Raw genomic sequence first — 24,295 nt, 5'->3', positions numbered from 1 at the left:
AGGGGGGCGGGCGGGCCCAGGCGGGCAGGCGGCTCGGCGGGACGGGATGTCAGGCAGGGGGCGGGTTCGGCGGGGCAGGAACGTAGCCGGGCGGGCTCAGGGGGCAGGGACGTCAGGCAGGTGGCCGGGTGGGCCCGGATGGGCGGGCGACTCGGCGGGGCGCGGGCGTCAGGCGGGTGGGTGGGCGGGTCGGCGGGGCGCGGGCGTCAGGCGGGTGGGTGGGCGGGTCGGCGGGGCGGGACGTCGGCAGGCGGGTAGGGGGCCGGCGGGGCAGGGACCCCGGCCTGGTGGGCTCAGCAGGGTGGGCAGGCTCAGCGGTAGGGACGCCGGCCAGTTCGGCGGGGCGGGGACGCCGACAAGGCGGGCGGGCTCAGCGGGGCAGAAACGCTCAGCCAGGCCGGCTCTGCGTGGCTGGGGCGTGAGGCAGGCGGGCGGGCGGCGCCAGGTGGCAGGCGGCTCGGCGGGGCGGGACCTCAGGCGGTGGGCGCGCTCAGGGCGGAGACGCCAGCCGGGGCCCAGCCGGGCAGGGACCGTCCGCCAGGCAAGCGGGCAGCTCAGCGAGGCTCAGGACGCCGGCCCGGTGGGCTCAGCGGGCGGGAACGCAGCCGGGCGGGCTCAGCGGGGCAGGGACGTCAGCCAGGCGAGCAGGATCCGGTTCGTGTCGTCCGGGCGTTCCTGCTGGACGAAGTGGCCGCATCCGTCCAGGACGTGCGAGCCACGGAGTCCGGGCAGGGTCTCCGGGTACGCCTTGACGGCATCGGCCAGCCAGGCGAGGGAGGCGTCCCGGGCACCCCCGATGAAGAGCGACGGCTGCTCGATCGCGGCGCCCGCGAAGCCCGCCAGGTCCGCCCAGTCCCGGTCCATGTTCCGGTACCGGTTCAGGGCCCCGGTCAGTCCCGTCCGTTCGAACTCCCCGGCGAGGACGTCGAGGTCCCGCTCCCCCAGCCAGGACGGCAGCACACCGGCGGGGAAACGTTCGCGCATCGTGCCGCCGGCGCCGACGAAGTGCGGGTCGGGCGCGCCCGGTGCGGGCATGGTGTCGGCGGACAGGGCCGCGTAGAAGCCGGCGAGCCAGCCCCGCACATCCGGTTCCATCTCCGCCTCCGCGCGGCCCGGCCGCTGGAAGTACGACACGTAGAACTCCTCGCCGCTCTCCTCCCCGGCCATCCCCGCGAAGACCTCGCTGGGCCGCGGGCCCCCGGGCGGGGTGTACGGCACGCCCAGCAGCCCCACCGCCCGGAACACGTCCGGCCTGGTCAGGGCGGATACGGCCGCGATCGTCGCACCCCAGTCGTGCCCGACGACCACCGCCTGGCGCTCGCCCAGCGCCTCCACCACGGCGACGTTGTCCGCGACCAGGTCGAGCATCCGGTACGCGTCCACGGACTCCGGCCTCGACGAACGGCCGTAGCCCCTGACATCGATCGCCACCGCCCGGTAACCGGCGGCCGCGAGCACCGGCAACTGGTGCCGCCAGGCGTACCAGGACTCCGGGAAGCCGTGCAGGAGCAGCACGAGGGGACCGTCGTCGGGACCCTGCTGGACGAGGTGGGTGCGACCTGCGGGGGCGGGGAGCAGGAGGTGGCGGGCGGGGGTGTGCGGGCGGTCCGGGGCGGGGGCCCGCGTGCGGTCCGGGGCTGGTGAGTGGTCGGGGGCAGGGGCTGGTGTGTGGTTCGAGGCGGGGGGCTGCGGGCGGTCGGGGGTGGTGGCCTGCGTGCGGTCCGGGGTGGTGGGCGACATGGGGCCTCCTGGGGTGGTGGGGGCTGCTGGGTGGTCGCGGGTCAGGCCGGGCGGCTTCCGTAGGACGATGATCCGGTGAGCGGGCGGGCGGGCACGAGGGTTGTTGCCGGTTCGGCAAAAAGGCCGGGTGTATGACCGGTCTCGGTGCCGGAGCCTCGCCGGGCTGCCCGAGACGAGGCGACCAAAACGCTGGGGAGCTGCCACGGTGCGGCTCGTCAGTGGAGTTGCTGCGGGGGCGGGGTCGCGGCGGTTCGGCAGCCGCAGGGCCGAGACCGCAGCGGAGCCAGCGAAGGGGCGGTGTCGCGGTCAGCCGCCGCGAGGGCGGTCCCTGAGTGGAGCCACCGCGGGAGCGGGACCCTGAGTGGAGCCGCCGGAGGGAGGCGGCGGGCCCGCTGTGGAGCTGTCGCAGAGGGGCCGGACCGCAGTGGAGGCGCGCAGGGGCGGGACCGGGTAGTCGCCGCAGAGAGCCGTCGAGGCGCGGACACGCCGACGGCCCACCTGCTTCTCGCAGGTGGGCCGTCGGTCCGGGTGGGCGATACTGGGTTCGAACCAGTGACCTCTTCGGTGTGAACGAAGCGCTCTCCCACTGAGCTAATCGCCCGGGCGCAGGAAGAACATTACCCCATGTCAGGGCGTGCTTCCGACCAGGGGCCGGGCGGCGGACGGCCCGGTCCCCGAAGCCGCGTCACTGGTCCTTGATCTTCCAGGGCACGACGAGGCCGAACTTCCACAGGTAGATCCCGGCGAGCACGCCGATGACCACCAGTCCGATCACGGTGAGGGTGATGTTGCGGCGGCGCACCCTGGGGTCGAGGGCCCGCTGGGCCGCCTCGGTGACCTTGCGTTTGGTCCAGCGGAGCACGAGCTGGGCCCAGACGAACTCGGTCGCCCAGATCGCCATGCCGCCGAAGATCACCACCCAGCCGGGGCCGGGCAGGGGCAGCATGACGATGCCCGCGCCGACCACCGCGAGGCCGACCACGAAGACCCCGACCTGCCAGCTCAGGTGCAGGAGTCGACGGGCCTTGACGAATTCCGGCGCGCGTGAGCCGAGCCCGCGCTCGGCATCTCGCCCGGCTTCCCGTTCGGCCTCGGGCCGGCCTGTTCCCGGCTTGTCTGCTGCCACGGCGACCTCGCCCGGCTCGTCACTCCCCGTATTCATACAGACAAACCCTACCGGAGTGAATCCGGTCACCGGAATGGCGGCACGACTGGTACGAGTTCTCGGCCGTAAGAGGTACCTAAAGACACGCAAAACCCTCAGAGGGGTTTACAACGGCACCGTAGGTGGCATGTCGATTTCGCCGACGTGCGAATCCCCGAGCGCACACTGAGCGAAAGGCCCTGGCGCTTATGAACACCACGGTCAGCTGCGAGCTGCACCTGCGCCTCGTTGTGTCGAGCGAGTCCTCCCTGCCTGTCCCCGCAGGCCTGCGGTACGACACGGCCGACCCCTACGCCGTGCACGCCACCTTCCACACCGGAGCCGAGGAGACCGTCGAGTGGGTGTTCGCCCGCGACCTCCTCGCCGAGGGGCTTCACCGGCCCACCGGCACCGGCGACGTCCGCGTCTGGCCATCGCGCAGTCATGGTCAGGGCGTCGTGTGCATCGCCCTCAGCTCCCCGGAGGGGGAGGCGCTGCTCGAGGCCCCGGCGAGGGCCCTGGAGTCCTTCCTGAAGCGAACCGACGCCGCCGTGCCGCCCGGCACGGAGCACCGGCACTTCGATCTGGATCAGGAGCTGTCGCACATCCTGGCGGAGAGCTAGGTCGCGGCCCTACGAAGCAGCCCGGCGCCGTCCACTCGGGGAGACGGCTCGGGCCAAGACAACCGCATAAGGCACAGGCCGTCGCCGTCACCGTGAGTGCTCACGGTGACGGCGTAGGCATGCGCACGAACGCTGCCGCCTGTGTGCGGCCGGCTACGGTCGGTGCGGATCGCAGAGCCGGGAACCCGGAGGGTTCCGTGGCGTTCTCCCGGCAAGCCGGACCGGGGGTCCCAGGTCGGTCACGGGCGGGTGCGGTGGGCGCCGTTGTCGCTACCATCGGCCAGCATCGGCGGGCGCCCGCGCCCGACCCTCAGGCCAGGGAGCGAAACGTGCTGATCACCCACGACACCCGGTGCGCCCTCGACACCGTGGTGGATCTGGTGAACACCGCGCCGGAGGACGACGCGGCGGCGGACGGACTGCCCGATGTCCCTGCCCTCACGGATTTCGTGCGGAACCACAGGATGAGCGACGTCGGCGTGCTGTCGGAATTCGACCTCTCGGCCGTGCGCAGGGTCCGGGGACGGTTCGCGGCGATCTTCGCGGCGCCGGACTCCCGGTCCGCGGCCATGATGATCAACGAACTGGTCGCGGCGGCCGGCACCACACCGCAGCTGACGGACCACGACGGCTACGACTGGCATGTGCACTACTTCGCGCCCGGCGCCTCCGTGGCCGACCACCTCGCCGCCGACTGCGGGATGGCGCTCGCGTTCTTCGTGGTGGCCGGGGAGCGGGAACGGCTGCGGCGCTGTGAGGCACCGGACTGCCGGCGCGCCTTCGTGGACCTCTCCCGCAACCGCTCACGCCGCTACTGCGACAGCCGCACCTGCGGAAACCGGCTGCATGTCGCCGCCTACCGGGCCCGGCGCAAGGAGGCGGCGGGCTGAGTCGCACGTGCACGCCAGGCCGGCGCGACGTCGGTCCCGGCGGGTGGCGCCGGGACGGACGTGTACGGCTCACAGCAACAGCAGATCGTGCAGCGCAGCCATGAGGAGCAGACACCCGATCACCGCCAGGAAGATCATCAGCGGTGGCTGGGAAAGGGCGAAGAGGCACCCGCGCGGCTCGTCCTTCGGCGGCGTGGCCTCGCTCTGTGTCGTGTCCAGCATCTCGCGCAGATCATGACGCACGCCACACCCCGGCCGCGATCAGCGCACAGGGATCTTGCGGGAGTTCGCCGATACGGCCAGGTCTCGTTCGGCTGGTGAACGATTCCGGACGCCCGGGGACACACTGTGTCGTTTCACCGAATCATGTGACTGTCATATGCCGTGCTTCTTGAGGATCGCCTCGATGTCACTGAAGTCCTCGGCGGAGTCGGCGGTCCGGGGAGCGGCGGAGGGACGCGCGCCGGGGTGGCCGGCGCCGCGGCCGGTCCCGCCCAGGGACGGCGCCGAGGCCGTGGGAGCCACCGCGTCCCGGCCGGCCCGCTCCGCCCGCCCTGCCGCCTTGCGGTCGGCGCCGGCGCCTCCGCGCCGCCGCTCCACGGCGCGTGTACCGGCGAACAGCAGCCATGCGGCGCCCAGCAGGCCGAAGCCCGCCCAGGCGGTGGGGCTGAGAGCGGTGTCGGCGAGCCAGCCGACGACTCCGGTCAACACCAGGCCGATCGGCACCAGCGAGTAGGCCGCGAGGCGGGCCGCCGCCAGGAAACGCTTGCGGTAGGCCGTGACCACCGCGATACCCAGGCCCGCCGCGGACACGGCGGAGCAGACTGTCTCGGCGATCATCCGGTCCTCCAGGCAGGTCGTCTCGTCGCTTCCATCGTGCACCGCCGGATCCCCTCGATGCCATGCTCCAGCGGGACATCAGGGACATCTCCGGGTCGCCTCCGGGTCGCCTCCACCCTGCGTGGCCGGTCACCAGTGCCGCGTCCCTCGCGAGTGCCGCGCCCGATCCGAGGCGCCGGCCCCCTCCGGAGTGCCGGTCTCCTCCGGGTGCCGGTCTCCGCCGGAGTGCCGGTCCCCTCGGAGTGCGGCCCCTCCCGATCACCGGTCCCCTCGGAGCACCGGCCCCCTTGAAGTGCCAGTCCCCTTGAAGTGCCGGTCCCCTCCCGAACACCGCTCGCCCGGCACGCCGGCCCCCTCCCGAGTGCTGGTCGCGCCCCGAGTGCTGGTCGCGCCCCGGCCGCCGACGTCTCGATTGGGTCGCCCGCGCCCGGCCTGGAAGACTGGTGGGCATGAGCGACTCCTCCCCCGCACGCACCGATGCCCTCGTCCTCGACGTCTGGTGCGAACTGCAGTGCCCCGACTGCCGCACCGCCCTGGACGACGTCCGCGCCCTGCGCGCCCGCTACGGCGACCGGCTGGAGCTGCGGCTGCGGCACTTCCCGCTGGAGAAGCACAAGCACGCCTTCGCCGCCGCCCAGGCCGCCGAGGAGGCGCTGGAGCAGGGCAAGGGCTGGCCGTACGTGGAGGCCGTGCTGGAGCGGGTGGCGGAGCTGGACCGTCAGGGGGAGCCCTTCCTGGTCGAGGTGGCCAGGGAACTCGGGCTGGACGCCGAGGAGTTCGACACCGCTCTGATCGACGGCCGGCACATCCTGGCCGTGGACGCCGACCAGGCCGAGGGCAAGGCGATCGGTGTGACCGGCACCCCGACGTACGTCATCGACGGCGAACGTCTCGACGGCGGCAAGAGCCAGGAAGGGCTGCGCGCACGCATCGAGGAGACCGTGGACCGCCTGCTGGCCGACCGCGACGGCCGCTGATCACCGCGAGGACCGAGGGGACCGAGGGGACCGACGGGATCGACGGAACCGAGGGGCGGAGGGGCCCGGCGGGGCCGCGGAAGCGGTGGAGTCGGGCGACCGGGCCCGGCGTTACAGCAGGGTCTTGCTCAGGGAACGGGTCACCGTCTCGTAGCCGAGTGACGCGTAGAGCCGCTCGGCCGGGGTGTTGTCCGCGAAGACGTTGAGGCCGAGGACCGGACGGCCGGCCTCGATCGCCTGGCGCTCCGCCAGGAGCATGAGCGTACGGCCGTGTCCCCTGCCGCGGTGGGCCGCGTCGGTCTGGACGTCGAAGACGTACGCCCTGGCCTCCTCCAGGGCCAGCCACAGCGTGCCGACCGGGCCGCCCGCGTGCTCCAGCACGCTGAAGAGCATGCCCTCGGTCGCGAGCCCCCGCGGCAGCAGCCGCGCGTGATCGCTGCGGGCCTTGGCGCGGGCCACGGCTTCCGGCAGGCCCCGCCCGGTCCACGAGCGCACGTACCGCTCGGTCTCCGCCTCCCGCCACGCCTCGAACTCGGCGCCGGTCATGGGCCGCGCCCGGCTGTCCGCCGGCAGCGGGGGCGGGGTGGCGCCGAGGCGTTTCTCCATGACGCGGTTGCGCAGGGTGTAGCCGAGGGCGGCGAACAGGCGCAGCGCGGCCTCCGCGGCGGCCGGCACCACGGTCTCCAGCTGGGTGCAGCCCCAGCCGCGGGCCACCTCCTCCGCGGCGAGCGCGGCGACGGTGCCCCGGCCGCGCCGCCGGTCCGGTTCGGCGATCCGGAGGTCGATGAGGCGGGCCACCGAGTCGCCGAGCGACGGGGAGGTGCCGAGGTGGATCTCGCCGACGGGGCGGCTGTTCACGCACACCGTGTAGCGGCGGGAGCGGGTTCCGTCGGGGTGCTGCTGGAGCGGCTCGGCCGGCCGCAGGGTCGTGGTCATCACAGGTGTTCTACCCACGGCGACCGCCCGCGTCAGCCTGTTTTCCGGCTCAGGGGTCCAGGTCCTGGGCGGACCGCTCGGCGAAGATCCGCATGACCTCGGCGGTCACCGGGCCCGGAGTGACGGGCAGTTCGCGGTCGTCCACCTGGTGCAGGGCCTGTACGTCCCGCAGGGTGGACGTCAGGAAGACCTCGTCGGCGCGCCGCAGCACGTCCAGTGGCAGGTCGGTCTCCTTCGCGCCGGTCCACTCCACGACCAGGGCCCGGGTGATGCCGGGCAGGCAGCCGGAGGTGACGGGCGGGGTGTGGATCTCGCCGTCCAGGACGACGAAGACGTTGGACCCGGTGCCCTCGCAGAGCTGTCCGACCGTGTTGCCGAACAGGGCCTCGGAGGCTCCGTGTTGGTGGGCACGGGCCAGGGCGACGACGTTCTCGGCGTACGAGGTGGTCTTCACGCCGACGAGGGCGCCGCGTTCGTTGCGGGTCCACGGGACGGTGATCGCGGCGGTGGAGTCCGGGCGGCGGGCGGTCTCGCCGACGGCGACCACGAGGGTGGGGCCGTGCTCGCCGCGGCCGACGCCGAGGGGGCCGTGGCCGCCGGTGTAGGTGATCCGCAGCCGGCCCAGCGGCACCGGGTCGGCCTCCAGTACGGCCGTACAGGCGCGGCGGACCTCGTCGTGGTCGGGGTCGGGCAGGCCGAGGCCGCGGGCCGAGCGGGTCAGGCGGTCGAGGTGCCGGGTGAGCGCGAACGGTGTGCCGTCCACCGCCTTGACGGTCTCGAAGACGCCGTCGCCGACGGTCAGGCCGTGGTCGAGGACGGAGACCCGGGCGGACTCCAGGTCCCGCAGGCCGCCGTCGAGCCAGATCCTCATATGAGCGCCCCCTCGGTCTCCTCGTACGTCCCCGACGCCACCGCGAGCAGCCGGGACGCCTTCAGCTCGGTCTCGTGCCACTCCCCTTCCGGGTCGGAGCCCCAGGTGATGCCGGCGCCGGTGCCGAAGCGCAGGACGCCCGCGGCGCGGTCGATCCAGAAGGTGCGGATGCCGACGGCCAGCTCGGCGGTGCCGCGGTCGGCGTCCACCCAGCCGATGCCGCCGCAGTACGGGCCGCGCGGGGCCGTCTCCAGCGCCTCGATGATCCGCAGGGCGCTGGACTTGGGGGCGCCGGTGACCGAGCCGGGCGGGAAGGCCGCGGCCAGCAGCTCCGGCCAGCCGGCGCCCGTGCGCAGCTCCCCTCGGACGGTGGAGACGAGGTGGACGAGCCCGGGGTGCTTCTCCACGGCGCACAGGTCGGGGACCGTCACGCTGCCGGTCGTACAGACGCGGCCGATGTCGTTGCGGACCAGGTCCACGATCATCACGTTCTCGGCGTAGTCCTTCTCCAGGAGGTCCGCCTCGGTGCGTCCGGTGCCCTTGATCGGTCCGGACTCGACGGTACGGCCGTCCCGGCGCAGGAACAGCTCGGGCGAGGCGGTGGCGATCTCCACGCCGCGCTCCGGCAACCGAATCGTTCCTGCGTAGGGTGCGGGGTTGCCGCGGGCCAGCAGGGCGGTCAGGGCGTCCACGTCGGCGCCGGGGGCGACGGGCGCGCTGAGCACCCGGCAGAGGTTGGCCTGGTAGACCTCGCCGGCCGCGATGTGCTCGCGGATCCGGCGGACGGCCGCCGTGTAGGCGGCGCGGTCCAGGGAGGAGGTCCAGTCCTCCACCGCCGGGCCCCGCCAGCGCCCCGGTGCCGGGGCGGGCACCGGCTCCTCCCGTACGTCCGCGAAACGGGCGCAGGTCAGCCGGCCCTCGAAGTCCTGGCAGACGGCCCAGAAGCCGGTGGAGTCCAGGGCGGCCGGATCGCTGGTGACGTCGAGGAGGCCGGTGGCGACACGGTCGCCGAAACGCGCGAGAGGAGCGTGGTGGAGCACGTGGTCGAGTCTAGGGCGGGTGTCCGCCGGGTGGCCCCGGGATGTCCCGGAGGGGGCCCTGACCACCGGGTCCGTCGGACGCACCGCAGCACGCTGCGCAAACGCGTTTTTGTGCTGGCCCGGGAATCCGCTAGAGTTCAACACGTCGCCGGGACGCGGAAGCGGACCGAAACGACAGGCGGACGTAGCTCAGTTGGTAGAGCGCAACCTTGCCAAGGTTGAGGTCGCGAGTTCGAACCTCGTCGTCCGCTCGAAGGAAGAAGGGGTCATCCCGATCCCCTACACTCCTGGTGGAGTGGCCGAGAGGCGAGGCAACGGCCTGCAAAGCCGTCTACACGGGTTCAAATCCCGTCTCCACCTCCAAGGACGATTAGCTCAGCGGGAGAGCGCTTCCCTGACACGGAAGAGGTCACTGGTTCAATCCCAGTATCGTCCACTGGATCTTCGGATCCTGGATCTTCTCGAAGATCCCACCCGCGCGATTAGCTCAGCGGGAGAGCGCTTCCCTGACACGGAAGAGGTCACTGGTTCAATCCCAGTATCGCGCACTGCCTGTGACTCCTGGGTCACGGTCCGCGGACGATTAGCTCAGCGGGAGAGCGCTTCCCTGACACGGAAGAGGTCACTGGTTCAATCCCAGTATCGTCCACACAGCAAGAAGCCCCCGGCCGTCTCGTACGGCCGGGGGCTTCTGCGTGTGCTCAGGCGGCCCGGCGGCTCAGCTGGGTGCTCAGCCGCCGACGGCTCAGCTGGAGAAGAGCATGTGGCCGAAACTCTTGTGCCGGTGGTGGCCGTGGTGGCCGTGGCCGCCGTGTCCTCCGTGCGGGGCGCCCCAGGCGGGCGCGGGCGGGGCGGCCGGGTAGGCCTGCGGCGCGGCGGGCGGGGGCGGCGGGGCCGGCTGCGACCACTGGGACTCCAGGCGGGTCAGCGCCTCCAGCTCGCCGTAGTCGAGGAAGATGCCGCGGCAGCCGCTGCACTGCTCGATCTGGACGCCGTTGCGGTTGTAGGTGTGCATCGGCGCATGGCACTTCGGACACTGCATGCTCGGCTCAACTCCTCGCCGTTCGGTCCTGCTTCTCTTTTCCCCAGGACAGACTCCGTCCGGGCCCGGGCGGTTGCAGCCTAGCCCGGGAATCCGGCCGCGGGCCGAGCGGGGCGGGGCACCCGCGGGGGCACGGACGGCATGCGGGCGCAGGCGTCGACGACGGCCTGCTCCACCTCGTCCAGCCGGCGGTCCGCGGCGAGCGCCTTGGTGAGCGCCAGGGCGGCCGTCTGCACGGTGAGCGCGCGGGCCGGGACGTCCAGGGCGGGCCAGGGATCGCCGTCCGCCGGCACGGCCGGGCCGCCGGCCCGCCGGTAGGCGGTCAGGAAGCGGCCCCACTCGTCGGGCGGGAGGAGTCCGCAGGCGTACCAGGCGGCCGGGCGGGCGAGGTCCCACGCCGGGACGCCGGCGCCGAGGTCGTCGACGTCGATCAGCTTCCACGGGCCGTCCGGCGCCGGGTGCCGGACGAGCTGGCCGAGGTGCAGGTCGCCGTGGCACAGCGCCGGCGGGCCGGGCATCGGGGCCTCGGCGCGGGCCCAGGCGGGCAGGGCGGCCCAGGCGTCCAGGACGGGGCGGGCTGCGGGGCGGGCGGCCAGGCCGGTGGCCGCGTCGGGCGCGGGGCCGGTGGCCGCGTCGGGCGCGGGGCGCAGCGCCGCCTGGAGCCGGTCGAGGGCGCGCGCGGCCTTCGCGGGGCCGCGCATCGGGGGGAGGCCTGTGGGGACGGGGGTGCGGTGCAGCCGGGCGAGGAGGGTGGCGGCGGCCTCCCAGGGGGCCGCGTCCGGGTCGTCCGGGTCGACCGGGAGGCCGTACGGCCAGAGGGTCACCGGGCGGTCGTACAGGGTGGCCGGGGTGGGGGCGAGCGGCGGCAGCAGTACGTCCGGGAGGTGGGCGGCCGTGGTGACGCGGAGGGTCAGGGCGACGGGGTCGGTGTCCGGGGCGTGCGCCTTGGCGACGGTGCCGGCGTGCCGGACGACGGTGGCGTCCTGACGGTCGGCGAGGGTTGCGTGGGCGCAGGCGCGGGTGCAGGGGGGAAGGGCGGTGGGGGTGTGGGGGTGGGCTGCGGCCGTGGCCATGGCGGTCAGGGCGGGTATGAGGGCGGGGGGTTCTGCGGTGGGGTGGGGGGTCGTGCTGATGTCAGTGCCGGTGCCGGTGCCGGTACTGCTGCCGGTGCCGGTGCCTGCGTCTGCACCTGTGTCTGCGGTCAAGGCTGCCTCGGGCGGGGTTGGCTGTTCGGCTGAGGGTACTGGGGCGGGCCGGGGGTCGGGGCGCTTGCCCGCGCCGGCGGGGTGCCGCTGCGCCCACCCGTGCCGCCCCTGGCGGCACGACTGCCCGCAGCCGGGCGGGACGACGACCACTGTCAGGCGGGACGACGACCACTGCCGGGCGGTACCCAGCAGCACGACCGCCCGCAGCTACGACGGCACGACGACCACTGACGGATCGGCCGCCACCCACCGACGCGATCGCCCTTGGCCACGGCGGCACGGCTGTCCGCAGGCCGCGGTGCCGGGCAGCCGACGGTGCTGCAGTTCCCCAGGGGCGCGGGGAACTGCGCGACCAGCGCGCGGGCTCCAGGCGACACACGACCCACAGGCCCTCGGCGCTGAAACGGCTGGACCAGCCCGGCAGGACGGCCGAACGGCTGAAGCGGCACGGCCAGACGACTGGAGCAGTGCGGGCACAACGGCCAATGCCGGCGCAGCTCCCCAGCTGCGCCGGCATTTGTGCCGTCCGCCGCACCCCCGTCCCCACGGGGTTTCATGGATGGATGTCCCCGCCCGGACCGCTCTTCCGGGCACTGGGGGTCGCCGCTCAGCGCCCCAGCATCGCACCCACGGACGACGCCTGTGTGGCCACCGTCTCCCAGCCGTCGAAGACCAGCAGGAGCAGGGCCGCCAGGGGGAGGGCCATGAGCGTCGCCACCAAGGGGTGGCGACGGCCCGTCCGGCGTGGGACGAACGCGGTGCGTCGCGGTGCCGTGTGGGCCATGGTCCCTCTCCTGACCGTTCGGTTGTCATCTGCGGCGGCGGGTGCCTGACCTCGGGGGACGAGTGCCGCACCCGCCGCTCGACCTCAAATCTAGGTGCGCTGCGCACACGGGGCGTCATGCCCTCGTACCGATTGCCGGGCCTCCCGGAGGATGAGCCGTGACCTGCGAAGTACTCCCCTGGGTGGAGACGCAGGCCCGGGTGTCGGGGTCTTCCCGGAGGGGGTGGTCCGCTCTGTCCGGGCTTGCCCGAAGAATCCCGGAGGCCGGGAGGAGTGACTTCGATCACTCGGGTCGGGCTCCGGGCGGGTGCGGGGGGAGGGACGCGGTCCGGGGGCCGGCCGGGTCCGCGGGTCGCCGCACGGCATCACCGGGGTGGGATGCGGCCTCCTCCAACGTTGCCTCGCGTCAGGCCAAATCGCCTGCGCCTTTGGCTGGTTGGCGTGCGCGATGACCGGAAGTCGCCGTGGAAGGCGGCTTCCTGACCCGGTTTCACCTCCCCCGGTCGGCCCACACAATCCGTCCGGCCGAGAGGGCGCGGCCTCTGCGCGCAGGCGGCCGTGGAAACGTAAGCTGTGCCACGTCACAGGACCGGGCAGCGGGGATGAACATGGCGATGATGCGCCTGAGGCGCGAGGACCCGCGCGTCGTCGGCTCGTTCAGGCTTCACCGACGGCTCGGCGCGGGCGGGATGGGCGTGGTCTATCTCGGTTCCGACAAGAAGGGGCAGCGGGTCGCGCTCAAGGTGATCCGGCCCGACCTGGCGGAGGACCAGGAGTTCCGGTCGCGGTTCGCGCGCGAGGTGTCGGCCGCCCGGCGCATCCGGGGCGGGTGCACGGCTCGGCTGGTCGCCGCCGACCTGGAGGCCGAGCGGCCCTGGTTCGCCACCCAGTACGTACCCGGCCCCTCCCTGCACGACAAGGTCGCCGACGAGGGCGCGCTCGGCGCGGCGGACACCGCGGCGGTCGGCGCGGCCCTGTCCGAGGGCCTGGTCGCCGTACACGAGGCCGGTGTCGTCCACCGGGACCTGAAGCCCTCCAACATCCTGCTGTCCCCCAAGGGGCCGCGGATCATCGACTTCGGCATCGCCTGGGCCACCGGTGCCTCCACGCTCACCCATGTGGGCACCGCGGTCGGCTCCCCCGGCTTCCTCGCCCCGGAGCAGGTGCGCGGCGCCGCGGTCACCCCGGCCACCGACGTGTTCTCCCTGGGCGCCACCCTGGCGTACGCCTCGACCGGTGACTCGCCCTTCGGGCACGGCAGTTCCGAGGTGATGCTGTACCGGGTGGTGCACGAGGAACCGCAGCTGCACGGCGTACCGGACGCGCTCGCCCCGCTGATCCGGGCCTGTCTGGCGAAGGACCCGGACGAACGGCCGAGCACCCTGCAGCTGTCGCTGCGGCTGAAGGAGATCGCCGCCCGGGAAGCGCAGGGCCTGGACGGCGTACGACCGCCCGCGCCGCGTGCCGCCGAGGCGGACCGGCCCACCGGACGGCTCGTCGACACCTATCCCGAGCAGCAGCGCGCCCAGCGGCGTACCTCCCCCGGTACGCCGCTGCCGCACGGAGGCACCCCGGCTCGGGGCGGGGTGCCGTCGCGCGGCGGGCCGGTCTCGCGCGGTGAGGCGCCGGGCAGGGGCGGGGCGTCCTCGCGGGCCGACGCGCCGTCCCGGGGCGGAGCCCCTTCACGCGGCGGCAGCGGTGCGCGCGGGGGCGCCACCGCCTCGAACCGGTCGGGTACGGCGCGTCCCACCCCGGTACCGCGGGGCCGCGGGCCGCGCTCCGGCGGTGGCCGGCCCGCTCCGCGCGGCGGCTCGGGGCGGCAGGGGCAGCGCCCGGCGCGGACCGGACGGCGGCCCGCCAACCCCCGTCTGCTGCGGCAGCGGCTGTTCGTGTTCGTGGTGGTGACGCTGCTGGTCGCCCTCGGCATCGCCGTGGCCCAGGGCTGCCAGGGCCCGGCGCGCGGCCTCGGCGACGACGGCGGAGTCCAGCGGTTGCGGCACTCGCAGCCCGGCTACCCGCCGACGATCGACGGGAAGACCATGTCCGCCGACCAGCGGTCGAAGCTGAGCCACGACGCCGGGAACTGAGGACGGCCGACACCTCGGTCGTACCAGCGCCGCCGAAACAGCCCGGTCGTACCAGCGCCGCCGAAACAGCCCGGTCGTACCAGCGCCGCCGAAACAGCCCGGTCGTACCAGCGCCGCCGAAACGGCCGGGCGGGACAGCGCCACAGGAAGCGCTCGGCCGGAACAGCCGCCACAACACCGCGGTCAGGAGGTCGCGTGGTCGGGAGGTGGCGTCGTCAGGAGGTCGGTCGGCCTGTCGCCACCGCGTAGAAGGCGACCGCGGCCGCCGCGCCCACGTTGAGCGAGTCGACGCCGTGGGACATCGGGATGCGGACCCATTCGTCGGCGGCGACCAGCGCCTGTGTGGACAGTCCGCCGCCCTCGGCGCCGAGCATGAGGGCGACCCGGTCCATGGTGTGCGGGGCGGCCTCGTCCAGGGTGCGGGCCTTGTCGTCCGGTGTGAGCGCGAGCAGGGTGAAGCCGGCCTCGCGGACCGCGTCCAGGTCCCGGGGCCAGGTCTCCAGCCGGGCGTACGGCACGGAGAACACCGCGCCCATGGAGACCTTGACGCTCCGTCGGTAGAGCGGGTCGGCGCAGTCGGGCGACAGCAGCACCGCGTCCATGCCGAGGGCCGCCGCCGAGCGGAAGATGGCGCCGATGTTGGTGTGGTCGTTCACCGACTCCATGATCACCACCCGGCGGGCGGAGCGGAGCAGTTCGCCGGCCGTGGGCAGCGGCTTGCGCTGCATGGAGGCGAGGGCGCCGCGGTGCACGTGGTAGCCGGTGACGCGTTCGGCGAGCTCGGGACTGACGGCGTACACCGGGGCCGGGAGTTCGTCGATGACGTCGCGCATGACGTCGATCCACTTGGCGGAGAGCAGCATCGACCGCATCTCGTAGCCGGCTTCCTTGGCCCGGCGGATGACCTTCTCGCCCTCGGCGATGAACAGGCCCTCGGCGGGCTCGCGCTTGCGGCGCAGCTCGACGTCGGTCAGGCCCGTGTAGTCGCTCAGGCGCGGGTCGTCGGGATCCTCGACGGTGATGAGATCGGCCACAGGGTGATACTGCCTTGTCCTGGGTGTGGTGCCAACGGCTGGGGAGGGGTGGGTTACCCCGGGTTACGCGTGATCAAGCCAAGGTCACGCCGGGGGGTGCTCAGGCCCGACGCGGACGACGTCGCCGATGACGATGACCGCCGGGGGCTTCACGTCCTCGGCCCGTACCGTCTCGGCGACCGTGGCCAGGGTGGCGTCCACGCGCCGCTGCGAAGCCGTGGTGCCCTCCTGCACCAGGGCGACCGGCGTCTCGGGGGACTTGCCGTGCGCGACGAGCGTCTCGGCGATCTTGCCGATCTTGTCGACGCCCATGAGGACCACGAGCGTGCCGGTGAGCCTGGCGAGCGACGGCCAGTCGACCAGGGAGCGCTCGTCGTCGGGCGCCACATGCCCGCTGACCACGGTGAACTCGTGGGCGACGCCCCGGTGCGTGACCGGGATGCCGGCCGCGCCCGGCACCGAGATGGAACTGGAGATGCCCGGCACCACGGTGCACGGGATGCCGGCCTCGGCGAGCGCCCGCACCTCCTCCATGCCCCGGCCGAAGACGTACGGGTCGCCGCCCTTGAGCCGGACCACCGCCTTGCCCTGCTTGGCGTGCTCGACGAGCGCGTTGTTGATGGCCTCCTGGGCCATGTAGCGGCCGTACGGGATCTTCGCCGCGTCGATGACCTCGACGTGCGGCGGGAGTTCGGCGAGCAGGTCGCGCGGGCCGAGCCGGTCGGCGATGACGACGTCCGCCTCGGCGAGCAGGCGCCGGCCGCGGACCGTGATCAGGTCCGGGTCGCCGGGGCCGCCGCCGACCAGGGCCACGCCGGCGGTGCGGGTGCGGTGGTGCGGGGCGACGAGGGTGCCGTCGCGCAGGCCCTCGACGACCGCGTCCCGGATGGCGGCGGTGTGCCGGGGGTCGCGGCCACGCGCGTGCGTGGTGAGTACGGCGACGGTGACGCCCTCGCTGTGACCGGTCGCCGGGGTCCACGCGGTCGCCTGGTCGGCGTCGTCGGAGCGGACGCACCAGACGCGGTGCCGCTCCGCCTCCGCGGAGGCCCGCGTGTTGGCCTCCGGGTCGCTGGTGGCGATGAGGGCGTACCAGGCCTCGGCGAGGTCGCCGTCCTCGTACGCGCGCCTCACCCAGGTGATCTCGCCCGCGTCCGCCATGGCCTCGACCGAGGGGGTCGCCCCGGGGGACACGAGGACGATGTCGGCGCCCGCGGCGATCAGGGCCGGGAGGCGGCGCTGGGCGACCTGGCCGCCGCCGAGGACGACCACGCGGCGGCCGGAGAGGCGGAGGCCTACGGGGTAGGCGGGGTGTTCGGCCATGAGGTACGGCTCCTCGTGCAGCGGTGGCATGGGCGCGCTGCACCTTCGGAGCGGCCCTGACGTGCGGATTTTATGCCGTGGACACGGCGCACGGCACGGGTGGTCCGGCAGCTGAACACCGGACCGCCCCGTACCGCGACGGCTACTTCTCCGTGACGCCCGCCGAGTCGAACGTCGCCACCTCGTGCATGGCCCTCGCCGCGCTCTGGACCAGGGGCAGGGCCAGCAGGGCGCCCGTTCCCTCGCCGAGGCGGAGGTCGAGGTCGACCAGCGGGCGCAGGCCCAGCTTGTTGAGGGCGGCGACGTGGCCGGGCTCGGCGCTGCGGTGGCCGGCGATGCAGGCCGCGAGGACCTCCGGCGCGATGGCGCGGGCCACGAGGGCCGCGGCACCGGCGCTGACGCCGTCCAGGATCACCGGCGTACGCAGCGAGGCCCCGCCGAGGAGCAGGCCCACCATGGCCGCGTGCTCGAAGCCGCCGATCGCCGAGAGGACGCCGATCGGGTCGGCCGGGTCCGGCTGGTGGAGCTCCAGGGCCCGGCGGACGACCTCGGTCTTGCGGGCGAGCGTCTCGTCGTTGATGCCGGTGCCCCGCCCGGTCACCTCGGCCGGGTCGGCGCCCGTGAAGACCGAGATGAGGGCGGCCGAGGCCGTGGTGTTGGCGATGCCCATCTCGCCCGTCAGCAGCGCCTTGTTGCCGGCCGCGACCAGGTCGCGGGCGGTCTCGATGCCGACCTCGATGGCCGCCTTGGCCTCCTCGCGGGTCATGGCGGGGCCGGTGGTCATGTCGGACGTGCCGCCGCGGATCTTGCGCGGCAGCAGGCCCGGGGTGGCGGGCAGGTCGGCGGCCACGCCGACGTCCACCACGCACACCTCGGCGCCGACCTGGCCGGCGAAGGCGTTGCAGACGGCTCCCCCACCGAGGAAGTTGGCCACCATCTGGGCGGTGACCTCCTGCGGCCAGGGAGTGACGCCCTGGGCGTGCACGCCGTGGTCGCCGGCGAAGATGGCGACGGCGGCGGGCTCCGGGATCGGCGGCGGGCACTGCCGGGACAGCCCCGACAGCTGCGCGGAGATGATCTCCAGCATGCCGAGCGCGCCGGCCGGCTTGGTCATGCGCTTCTGGCGCTCCCACGCCTCGCCGAGCGCCTTGGCGTCGAGCGGGCGGATCTGTGCGACGGTCTCGGCGAGCAGGTCGTGGGGTTCCTCTCCGGGCAGGGCGCGGCGGCCGTACGTCTCCTCGTGCACCACCCAGGACAGGGGGCGTCGCTTGGACCAGCCGGCCTGCATCAGCTCCGGCTCGTCCGGGAACTCGTCGACGTACCCGACACACAGGTAGGCGACGACCTCCAGGTGCTCGGGCAGGCCGAGCGCGCGGACCATCTCCCGCTCGTCGAAGAAGCTGACCCAGCCGACGCCGAGGCCTTCGGCGCGGGCGGCGAGCCAGAGGTTCTCCACCGCGAGCGCCGAGGAGTAGGGCGCCATCTGCGGCTGGGTGTGACGGCCGAGCGTGTGCCGGCCGCCGCGGGTGGGGTCGGCGGTGACGACGATGTTGACCGGGGTGTCGAGGATGGCCTCGATCTTCAGTTCCTTGAACTGCTTGGCCCGGCCCTTGGGCAGCGACTTGGCGTAGGCGTCGCGCTGCCGCATCGCCAGTTCGTGCATCGTCCGCCGGGTCTCGGCGGAGCGGATGACGACGAAGTCCCAGGGCTGCGAGTGGCCGACGGAGGGCGCGGTGTGCGCGGCCTCCAGGACTCTGAGCAGCACCTCGTGCGGGATGGGGTCGCCGCGGAAGCCGTTGCGGATGTCGCGGCGCTCGCGCATGACCTTCAGGACGGCCTCGCGCTCGGCGTCGGCGTAGCCGGGCGCGGCCGGGCCGGCGGACTTCGGTGCTTCCTCCACTGCGGCCGTGCTCTCTTCCTGGTCGGCGGCCCTGGTCTGCAGGTCCTCCGCGTGCTGGACGACGTCGGCGGTGGGCGCCGCGTCCGGTACGACGGCCGGCTCGCCCTCGCGCGGTGCCGGCACGACGAGGGGGTGCGGCGGGGTGGGCGCCAGGTGCGGGGTGGTGGGCACCTGGCCCTCCACCGGCACGAACTGCCCGAGCGGCTGCTGGTCCGGCTCCGCGGCGAGGCTGGAGGGAAGCGGCTGTTCCGGGTGCTGCGCGTCCGCCGCGGCGGCGTCCGGTGCCTGCGGCTGGAGCTGCGGGCCGGCGACCGGCGCCGGGGCGGCGGTGTCCACGGCCTGCGGCTGCTGCTCGGGTGCGGCGGACACGGCCGGGGCGTCGGCGAGCTGCGGCCCCTGGACCGGGAACACGGCCGGCTCCACCGGAGCGGTCACCTCGGCGGCGGGTGCGACCGGAACGGTGGACTCCGGACCTTCCGACGGCTCCGGCGCCTGGGGGACCGCGGCGGGCAGTTGGAGTTCGGGCTCGGCGGGCGTCTGGGCGGGCAGTTGGAGTTCGGGCTCGGCGGGCGTCTGGGGCTGGTCGGTCAGCTGGGGCTCGGGCTCGGGGGCCGGCTGGGGCTCGGCGGGCGCCTGGGGCTGCGGGGCGGCGACGGCTTGCGCCGCGTCGGCGGCCTCGGGCGCGGGAGCGGTCGGCTCCACCGGGGCGGGCTGAGGCACCTCGACGGGCTGTGCGGCCTCGGTGGGCTGTGCGGCCTCGATGGAGTGCGCGGCCTCGGTGGGGTGCGCGGGCGCGGGCGCCTCCGGCGCGTGAGCCGTCGGCTGCGGGGCGGCAACGGCCGCCTCCGGCGCGGCGGCGACCGGCTCGGCGGGGGCCGGCTGCGGCACGTCCACCGGCTCTACGGCGACGGGCTGGGAGGCCTCCGCCGGCTGCGCGACCTCCGCGGGCTGCGCGACAACGGCCACCTCCGGCGCGGCGGCGACCGGCTCCACGGCGACGGGCTGCGGCACGCCAACCGGGTCAACGGCGGCGGGCTGGGACGCGTCCACCGGCTCTACGGCGACGGGCTGGGAGGCCTCCGCCGGCTGCGCGACCTCCGCGGGCTGCGCGACAACGGCCACCTCCTGCGCGGCGGCGACCGGCTCCACGGCGACGGGCTGGGAGGCCTCCGCCGGCTGCGCGGTCTCGGCGGGCTGCGCGGGAGCTGCCGGCTCTGCGGCGACCGCCTGCGGCACGGGAGCGGTCGGTTCGGCGGCGGCCGTCTCCGGTGCTTCAGCCGGCTGCGCACCGTCCGTCGCCTGTGCGGCCTCGTCGGCGTGCTCCACGGCGGCAGCCTGCGCGCCCTCCGCCGGCTCGGCGGGTGCCGTCGGCCGGGCCGCGTCCGCTGCCGCCGCCGTCGGGGCCGGCGCCTCGGTCGCCGGGCCGGTCTCCGCGGTGCCCTCATCGCCGACGGCCTCGACGGCCTGCACGCCCTCGACGCCCTCGACGCCCTCGACGCCCTCGACAGTCTCTGCGGCCTCGGCGGGCTGCGGGCCGGTCGGCGGCTCGGCCGGTGCGGCGTGCTCGGGCCCGGACGGGACGCCCTCGGCCGGAACGCTCTGTTCCCTCACGGCTTCCGCGGATGCCGCGGGTTCCGCCACAGGAGCCTCCGGCGTCGGCGCCTCGGAGACCTCCTGCGCCGGCGCGGGCGCTTCGGCCCCGAGCGGGGCCGGTACGGCCTGCTCCGCCGGGATCGCCCCGGCCATGACGGCTTCCGCGTCCTCCGTACCCGGTCCCGTCGGCGCCGTGTACACCCCGTCGTGGGCGTGCATCGGCTGCACCCCGTCGTGGCCGTGCACGACGGGCACCTGGCCGGTGAGGCGGGCCACCGCGGCCTGCGCCGCGTCGGCCGGCTCGGCCTGCCCCGGTGCGGACGCGGGCGGGCCAACCGTTTCCGCAGCCGGGGCCTGCGCGCCGGCCGGGGCCGGGGCGGGCGGGGCCGCACCCCAGGGGGCCGCGCTCTGCGGGGCCCCCTGCGGCTGGGCGTCCAGGTACTCGGGACCGGCGGCCGGTGCTCCGGGCTGCCGTACCGGCGCGCCCGCGGGGCCGCGGTCGGCGAGGGAGCGGACCGGGCTCGCGGAGGTGTCGGGGATCGGCGGGCCGAGGTGCAGCGGGCGGCGCGGCGGCTGTGGCGCGGCCGCCGGGTCGTGCGGCGCCGAGAGGATGGGTGACGGCGTGACGGAGACGGGACCCGAGTCGGGCAGCCGTACGCCGCTGAGGTCGACCGAGCCGCTGTCACGGCCGGCCGTCTCGTGCGGGCCCGGCTCGTGGACGGCTTCCACCACCGGTTCCGGAGCGGGTGGCGGCACCTCGTTGCCCCACGCGCCCTGGGCACCCGGCAGCAGCAGGTCTTCGTCCTCGGCGGGCGCCTCGGAGAGGTAGGTGTACGCGCCGTGCGTGGGAACGCCCGGCTGTTCCACCATGCCTGCGCTCTCCGGCTGCCCCTCGCCCGGGACCTGGCCGGTGTCGGTCATGCGTACCCCTCGCCCATCGGTTAGTGCTCCTACGACCAGCTCACCCGGAACGGCGCACCGACCGCCCCGTAGTGAAGAACGAGCGTCCGTGCCCAGCGGCACGAACGACCCGCCGGAAAAGGCGACAAAGCCATTCAGTGGCATTGTCCCGGTCGTTCCACCGTCGCGACAGCATGATCCGCGACAGTCCGCTGTGGACTGCGCCACGTTGCGCGTCCTCCGGTTCCGCAGTACCACACCCGCCCCAAAACGGGCGTGCGTTCCGGACATTGGCGAACGAAGTTCGGGCCACCGGTGCGGTACAACGATCGGCCAGCCTACCGCGCGCGGTATGACAACAGGATCACGGGGCGCGGTCCGGAAGTACCCCGCTGAGCAGGAACGCTACGTTCCGCTCGGTCTCGGTCCAGGCCCGTGTGTCGAGTTCGACGGACTGCAGCAGGGCGCACTCGACCCGGTACCCGTGCTCGGTCAGATCGCGGCCGACGCGTTCGGCGGCGTCCCGGGTGGCGGCGTGGGTGACGATGCGCTGCGGGCGCCGGTCGGCGACCGCGGAGACGACCGCCGGTCCCCCGCCGCCCACCCGTACGACGTCCGGTTCGGGCAGGTATTCGAGGACGTGCGGGGCGCTGCCGCGGACGATCTGGAGCTGGACGCCGAAGCGGCGGGCGGCGGCGTCCGTGCGGGCGCAGGCGGCGGGGTCGTGGTCGACGGCGATGACGGCCGCGCCGGCGCGCGCCGCCTCGCCGGCGAACGCGCCGCTGCCGCAGCCGATGTCCCAGACCAGGTCGCCGATCCGGGGCCCGAGCCGGGCGAGTTGGGCGGCGCGCAGCAGCTGCGTCTCCCCCTCGCCGAGCCCTCCGCCCGGCCCGGCGCCGTAGCTCTCGTCGGGCTGGACCCAACCGCGCGGGCCGACGCCCGGGTCGCGCCCGGCGATCCAGTCGCCGCTGTCCCCGGCGCCGGCGGGGCCGCCGATGACGATGACGACGTTCGGGTCGCGCCAGGTGTGGTCGGCGGCCTTGTCGGAGGTGACGACGCTGACCTGCTCGCGTTCGGTGCCCAGTTCCTCGCAGATGACGAAGGTGCGGTGCACGCCCTCCAGCAGGAGGCCGAGTTCGGCGGGGCCGGCGCCCGGCGCGGTGAGGACGGCGACCTTGGGGTGGGCGCGGCAGACGTTCACGGCCCGGCGCAGGGTGCGCGGGTGGGCGACGACGACCTGGGCGTCGTCCCAGGGCATGCCGGCGCGGGCGAAGGCGGCGGCGACCGGGGAGACGGCGGGGACGACCTCGACCTCCAGGCCGAACTCCGGTGCGCGCAGGGTCCGTACGACGCCGAAGAAGCCGGGGTCGCCGTCGGCGAGCACGACCGCGGTGCCGCGGTGGGCGGCGATGCGGCGGGCGGCCAGGGCGAGGCTGCCGAGGCGGATGCGTTCGGCGGCGGGCGGCAGCTCGGGCAGCGCGAGGTGGTGGGCGGCGCCCGCCACGAGGGTGGCGGCGCCGAGGGCGGCCCGTGCCGCGTCGGTCAGCGGCGAGCCGTCCCAGCCGATCACCGTGACCCGGTCGGCCATCGTCGTCAGTCTCCAGGGGTTCTGCGCGGGTCTGCGGGTGGAGTGGGCCCGTAGTGGGCTCCGTGAGAGTACCTGGTGGGGTTCGGGGTCTCAGTTCCAGTCCGAGTACGAAGGGAAACCACCGGTGTCGGACGGGTGCTCGCCCGCTCCGGCGAGGTCCTCCGGCAGCAGGCTCCACACGATGACGTCCGTGCGTACGTCGGTCCAGGTACCGTCCTCGGTCCTGGTCCGCGCTATCCAGGCGTTGCGCAGGACGCCCTCGCTGATGCAGCCGATCTTCTGGGCGACCTGCTGGGCGGCGGTGTTGTCGGCGGCGGTGCGCAGTTCGAGGCGCTCGAACTTCTGGTCGTGGAACAGCCACTGGGCCATGGCGAGGGCGACTTCGGAGGCATAGCCCTCACCGCGGGCCCAGGGGGCGACGACATAGGCGATCTCGCTGGAGCGGACCCGCCAGTCGGTGTTCCTCAGGTGGACGATGCCGACGAGCCGCTGGGTGAGGAACTCGGTGACGGCGAGGACGATGCCGCGGCCCCCGGTGCGCTCCTCGGGGGCGAGCCGGGTGATCCACTCGTGGGCGTCGGCCCCGCTGTAGGGGTGGGGGACGGTGGTCCAGGCGACGACCTGCTCGTCGTTCATCATCTCGGCCAGGGCGGGCACGTCGTCCTCGTCGAGGGGACGCAGCACCAACCGCTCCGTGCTGATGGAGATGTTGGGGAAGGTGCTCGTCATGCGCCGCTCCGTAACCTTCGGAAATTCCTCGAAAGACCGTCAGGGCCGTCAGGCCTGCTGAACTGCCCAGCATGCAGCATGAAACCACTGAACCGCACAACGGGGTCCACACCCGGTGAGGGAGTGGACCCCGTGCGTGGCGGAACGCCGTGTACGTGCCGTCAGCCGCCGGTCATCGGCGGGACGGATCGGTGGTACGTGTCCCGGACGAATCTCAGAAGGACGGGATGACCGAGCCCTGGTACTTGTCCTCGATGAACTTGCTGACCTCGGGCGAGGTGAGGAGCTTCGCGAGCTTCTTCACGCGCGGGTCCTTCTCCTTGCCCTCCTTCACGGCGAGGAAGTTGCCGTAGGGGCTGTTCTTCGGGGACTCCAGGACCAGCGCCTCCTTGGCGGGCTTGATGCCGGCCGAGATGGCGTAGTTGCCGTTCACCACGGCCGCGTCGACGTCGTCCAGGGAGCGCGCGGTCTGGGCCGCCTCGACCTCCTTGAACTTGAGGTTCTTGGGGTTCTTGGCGATGTCCTGCGGGGTGGCCTCGGTGCCGGCGCCGTCCTTGAGGGTGATGAGCCCCTTGGCGGCGAGCAGCTTCAGGGCGCGGGCCTCGTTGACGGCGTCGTTCGGGACGGCGATGGTCGCACCGCTCTTGAGGGCGTCGGCCTTCTTGACCTTGTGGGAGTACAGGCCGAGCGGCTCCAGGTGCACCGTGACGACGGGCACGATGTGCGTGCCGCGCTTCTTGTTGAAGTCGTCCAGGTACGGCTGGTTCTGGAAGTAGTTGGCGTCCACCGAGCCGTCCTCGGTCGCCGTGTTCGGCGTGATGTAGTCCGTGAACTCCTTGACCTCCAGGTCGAGGCCCGCCTTCTTCGCCAGCTTGTCCTTGACGAAGTTCAGGATCTCGGCGTGCGGGGTCGGGCTGGCGGCGACGACCAGGGGGCCGCTCGTGTCGGAGGAGCCGGAGTCCTTGCCGGAGCCGCAGGCGGTCAGCCCGAGGGTGAGGGCTCCGGTGGCGAGGACGGCGGTGGTGAGCTTGGCGGTGTTACGCACGAAAAGT

The 24,295-nt window shown here is 74.0% G+C and carries 20 protein-coding genes and 6 tRNA genes; 9 read left to right on the top strand and 17 right to left on the bottom strand.

Features of this window, described 5'->3' with window-relative positions; translation table 11 throughout:
* Window positions 1-615: 615 nt before the first annotated feature.
* The 3 genes from ACZ7N4_RS22495 to ACZ7N4_RS22485 form a co-directional block, all read right to left on the bottom strand.
* Window positions 616-1,740, bottom strand: coding sequence for an alpha/beta fold hydrolase (locus ACZ7N4_RS22495; RefSeq protein WP_471360333.1), 1,125 nt, complete (start codon window positions 1,738-1,740; stop codon window positions 616-618).
* Between the two features lie 529 nt (window positions 1,741-2,269).
* Window positions 2,270-2,341 (bottom strand) — tRNA-Val (locus tag ACZ7N4_RS22490).
* A gap of 84 nt (window positions 2,342-2,425) precedes the next feature.
* Complete coding sequence (locus ACZ7N4_RS22485) at window positions 2,426-2,902, bottom strand: TIGR02611 family protein (protein ID WP_471360330.1); 477 nt, start codon at window positions 2,900-2,902, stop codon at window positions 2,426-2,428.
* 191 nt (window positions 2,903-3,093) lie between these two features.
* On the opposite strand from ACZ7N4_RS22485, the gene ACZ7N4_RS22480 reads away from it, so the two are divergent.
* Window positions 3,094-3,507 (top strand): SsgA family sporulation/cell division regulator, encoded by a 414-nt coding sequence (locus ACZ7N4_RS22480; protein WP_004002642.1) that lies wholly within the window; start codon window positions 3,094-3,096, stop codon window positions 3,505-3,507.
* A gap of 329 nt (window positions 3,508-3,836) precedes the next feature.
* Window positions 3,837-4,397 carry a CGNR zinc finger domain-containing protein gene (locus ACZ7N4_RS22475; RefSeq protein WP_471360328.1) on the top strand — a complete coding sequence of 187 codons (561 nt, stop codon included), beginning with the start codon at window positions 3,837-3,839 and terminating at the stop codon, window positions 4,395-4,397.
* 69 nt (window positions 4,398-4,466) lie between these two features.
* Here the strand turns inward: ACZ7N4_RS22475 and ACZ7N4_RS22470 are convergent, their stop codons facing one another.
* Window positions 4,467-4,640 (bottom strand): hypothetical protein, encoded by a 174-nt coding sequence (locus ACZ7N4_RS22470; RefSeq protein WP_467929192.1) that lies wholly within the window; start codon window positions 4,638-4,640, stop codon window positions 4,467-4,469.
* Window positions 4,641-4,772: 132 nt separating this feature from the next.
* Window positions 4,773-5,237 (bottom strand): hypothetical protein, encoded by a 465-nt coding sequence (locus ACZ7N4_RS22465; RefSeq protein WP_471360502.1) that lies wholly within the window; start codon window positions 5,235-5,237, stop codon window positions 4,773-4,775.
* Window positions 5,238-5,686: 449 nt separating this feature from the next.
* On the opposite strand from ACZ7N4_RS22465, the gene ACZ7N4_RS22460 reads away from it, so the two are divergent.
* Window positions 5,687-6,214: a DsbA family protein gene (locus ACZ7N4_RS22460; protein WP_471360325.1), complete on the top strand. Its 528-nt coding sequence runs from the start codon at window positions 5,687-5,689 to the stop codon at window positions 6,212-6,214.
* A gap of 111 nt (window positions 6,215-6,325) precedes the next feature.
* Here ACZ7N4_RS22460 and ACZ7N4_RS22455 read toward each other — a convergent pair whose 3' ends face one another.
* The 3 genes from ACZ7N4_RS22455 to ACZ7N4_RS22445 are packed head-to-tail and all read right to left on the bottom strand — an operon-like array spanning window position 6,326 to window position 9,061.
* Window positions 6,326-7,150 carry a GNAT family N-acetyltransferase gene (locus ACZ7N4_RS22455; protein WP_471360322.1) on the bottom strand — a complete coding sequence of 275 codons (825 nt, stop codon included), beginning with the start codon at window positions 7,148-7,150 and terminating at the stop codon, window positions 6,326-6,328.
* A 49-nt stretch (window positions 7,151-7,199) separates the two neighbouring features.
* Entirely contained in the window at window positions 7,200-8,021 is an 822-nt protein-coding gene (locus ACZ7N4_RS22450) for an aminotransferase class IV (RefSeq protein ID WP_471360320.1), read from the bottom strand.
* Window positions 8,018-9,061, bottom strand: a complete 1,044-nt coding sequence (locus ACZ7N4_RS22445) for a chorismate-binding protein (RefSeq protein WP_471360317.1) — start codon at window positions 9,059-9,061, stop codon at window positions 8,018-8,020. Before ACZ7N4_RS22445 ends, ACZ7N4_RS22450 begins: the two co-directional genes overlap by 4 nt.
* 178 nt (window positions 9,062-9,239) lie before the next feature.
* On the opposite strand from ACZ7N4_RS22445, the gene ACZ7N4_RS22440 reads away from it, so the two are divergent.
* The 5 genes from ACZ7N4_RS22440 to ACZ7N4_RS22420 all read left to right on the top strand — a co-directional run bounded on the left by ACZ7N4_RS22440 (window position 9,240) and on the right by ACZ7N4_RS22420 (window position 9,710).
* A tRNA-Gly gene (locus tag ACZ7N4_RS22440) sits at window positions 9,240-9,312 on the top strand.
* A gap of 38 nt (window positions 9,313-9,350) precedes the next feature.
* A tRNA-Cys gene (locus ACZ7N4_RS22435) sits at window positions 9,351-9,424 on the top strand.
* A gap of 1 nt (window position 9,425) precedes the next feature.
* Window positions 9,426-9,497, top strand: a tRNA-Val gene (locus tag ACZ7N4_RS22430).
* 40 nt (window positions 9,498-9,537) lie between these two features.
* Window positions 9,538-9,609 (top strand) — tRNA-Val (locus ACZ7N4_RS22425).
* Window positions 9,610-9,638: 29 nt separating this feature from the next.
* Window positions 9,639-9,710: transfer RNA gene (locus ACZ7N4_RS22420), tRNA-Val, on the top strand.
* A gap of 96 nt (window positions 9,711-9,806) precedes the next feature.
* On the opposite strand, the gene ACZ7N4_RS22415 is transcribed toward ACZ7N4_RS22420, so the two are convergent.
* From ACZ7N4_RS22415 to ACZ7N4_RS22405, 3 genes are all read right to left on the bottom strand, one after another.
* Window positions 9,807-10,103: a TFIIB-type zinc ribbon-containing protein gene (locus ACZ7N4_RS22415; RefSeq protein WP_471360314.1), complete on the bottom strand. Its 297-nt coding sequence runs from the start codon at window positions 10,101-10,103 to the stop codon at window positions 9,807-9,809.
* An 80-nt stretch (window positions 10,104-10,183) separates the two neighbouring features.
* On the bottom strand, window positions 10,184-11,176 hold the full coding sequence (locus tag ACZ7N4_RS22410) for a phosphotransferase family protein (RefSeq protein ID WP_471360311.1): 993 nt from the start codon (window positions 11,174-11,176) through the stop codon (window positions 10,184-10,186).
* Between the two features lie 739 nt (window positions 11,177-11,915).
* Entirely contained in the window at window positions 11,916-12,092 is a 177-nt protein-coding gene (locus ACZ7N4_RS22405) for a hypothetical protein (RefSeq protein WP_467908803.1), read from the bottom strand.
* A 602-nt stretch (window positions 12,093-12,694) separates the two neighbouring features.
* On the opposite strand from ACZ7N4_RS22405, the gene ACZ7N4_RS22400 reads away from it, so the two are divergent.
* Window positions 12,695-14,179 carry a serine/threonine-protein kinase gene (locus ACZ7N4_RS22400; RefSeq protein ID WP_471360308.1) on the top strand — a complete coding sequence of 495 codons (1,485 nt, stop codon included), beginning with the start codon at window positions 12,695-12,697 and terminating at the stop codon, window positions 14,177-14,179.
* A gap of 215 nt (window positions 14,180-14,394) precedes the next feature.
* On the opposite strand, the gene ACZ7N4_RS22395 is transcribed toward ACZ7N4_RS22400, so the two are convergent.
* From ACZ7N4_RS22395 to ACZ7N4_RS22370, 6 genes are all read right to left on the bottom strand, one after another.
* Window positions 14,395-15,213 (bottom strand): TrmH family RNA methyltransferase, encoded by an 819-nt coding sequence (locus ACZ7N4_RS22395; protein ID WP_471360305.1) that lies wholly within the window; start codon window positions 15,211-15,213, stop codon window positions 14,395-14,397.
* Between the two features lie 84 nt (window positions 15,214-15,297).
* Entirely contained in the window at window positions 15,298-16,533 is a 1,236-nt protein-coding gene (gene cobA / locus ACZ7N4_RS22390; RefSeq protein WP_471360499.1) for a uroporphyrinogen-III C-methyltransferase, read from the bottom strand.
* 142 nt (window positions 16,534-16,675) lie between these two features.
* Window positions 16,676-20,947 carry a nicotinate-nucleotide--dimethylbenzimidazole phosphoribosyltransferase gene (cobT, locus tag ACZ7N4_RS22385; protein ID WP_471360302.1) on the bottom strand — a complete coding sequence of 1,424 codons (4,272 nt, stop codon included), beginning with the start codon at window positions 20,945-20,947 and terminating at the stop codon, window positions 16,676-16,678.
* Window positions 20,948-21,290: 343 nt separating this feature from the next.
* Window positions 21,291-22,514 (bottom strand): precorrin-6y C5,15-methyltransferase (decarboxylating) subunit CbiE, encoded by a 1,224-nt coding sequence (cbiE, locus tag ACZ7N4_RS22380; protein ID WP_471360299.1) that lies wholly within the window; start codon window positions 22,512-22,514, stop codon window positions 21,291-21,293.
* A gap of 90 nt (window positions 22,515-22,604) precedes the next feature.
* Window positions 22,605-23,243 carry a GNAT family N-acetyltransferase gene (locus ACZ7N4_RS22375; RefSeq protein ID WP_471360297.1) on the bottom strand — a complete coding sequence of 213 codons (639 nt, stop codon included), beginning with the start codon at window positions 23,241-23,243 and terminating at the stop codon, window positions 22,605-22,607.
* A 214-nt stretch (window positions 23,244-23,457) separates the two neighbouring features.
* Window positions 23,458-24,288 carry a MetQ/NlpA family ABC transporter substrate-binding protein gene (locus ACZ7N4_RS22370; RefSeq protein ID WP_471360294.1) on the bottom strand — a complete coding sequence of 277 codons (831 nt, stop codon included), beginning with the start codon at window positions 24,286-24,288 and terminating at the stop codon, window positions 23,458-23,460.
* Window positions 24,289-24,295: the final 7 nt, after the last annotated feature.

The sequence above is a fragment of the Streptomyces sp. NPDC107654 genome (assembly GCF_055639035.1).
This window is presented reverse-complemented; position numbering and strand designations above follow the sequence as displayed.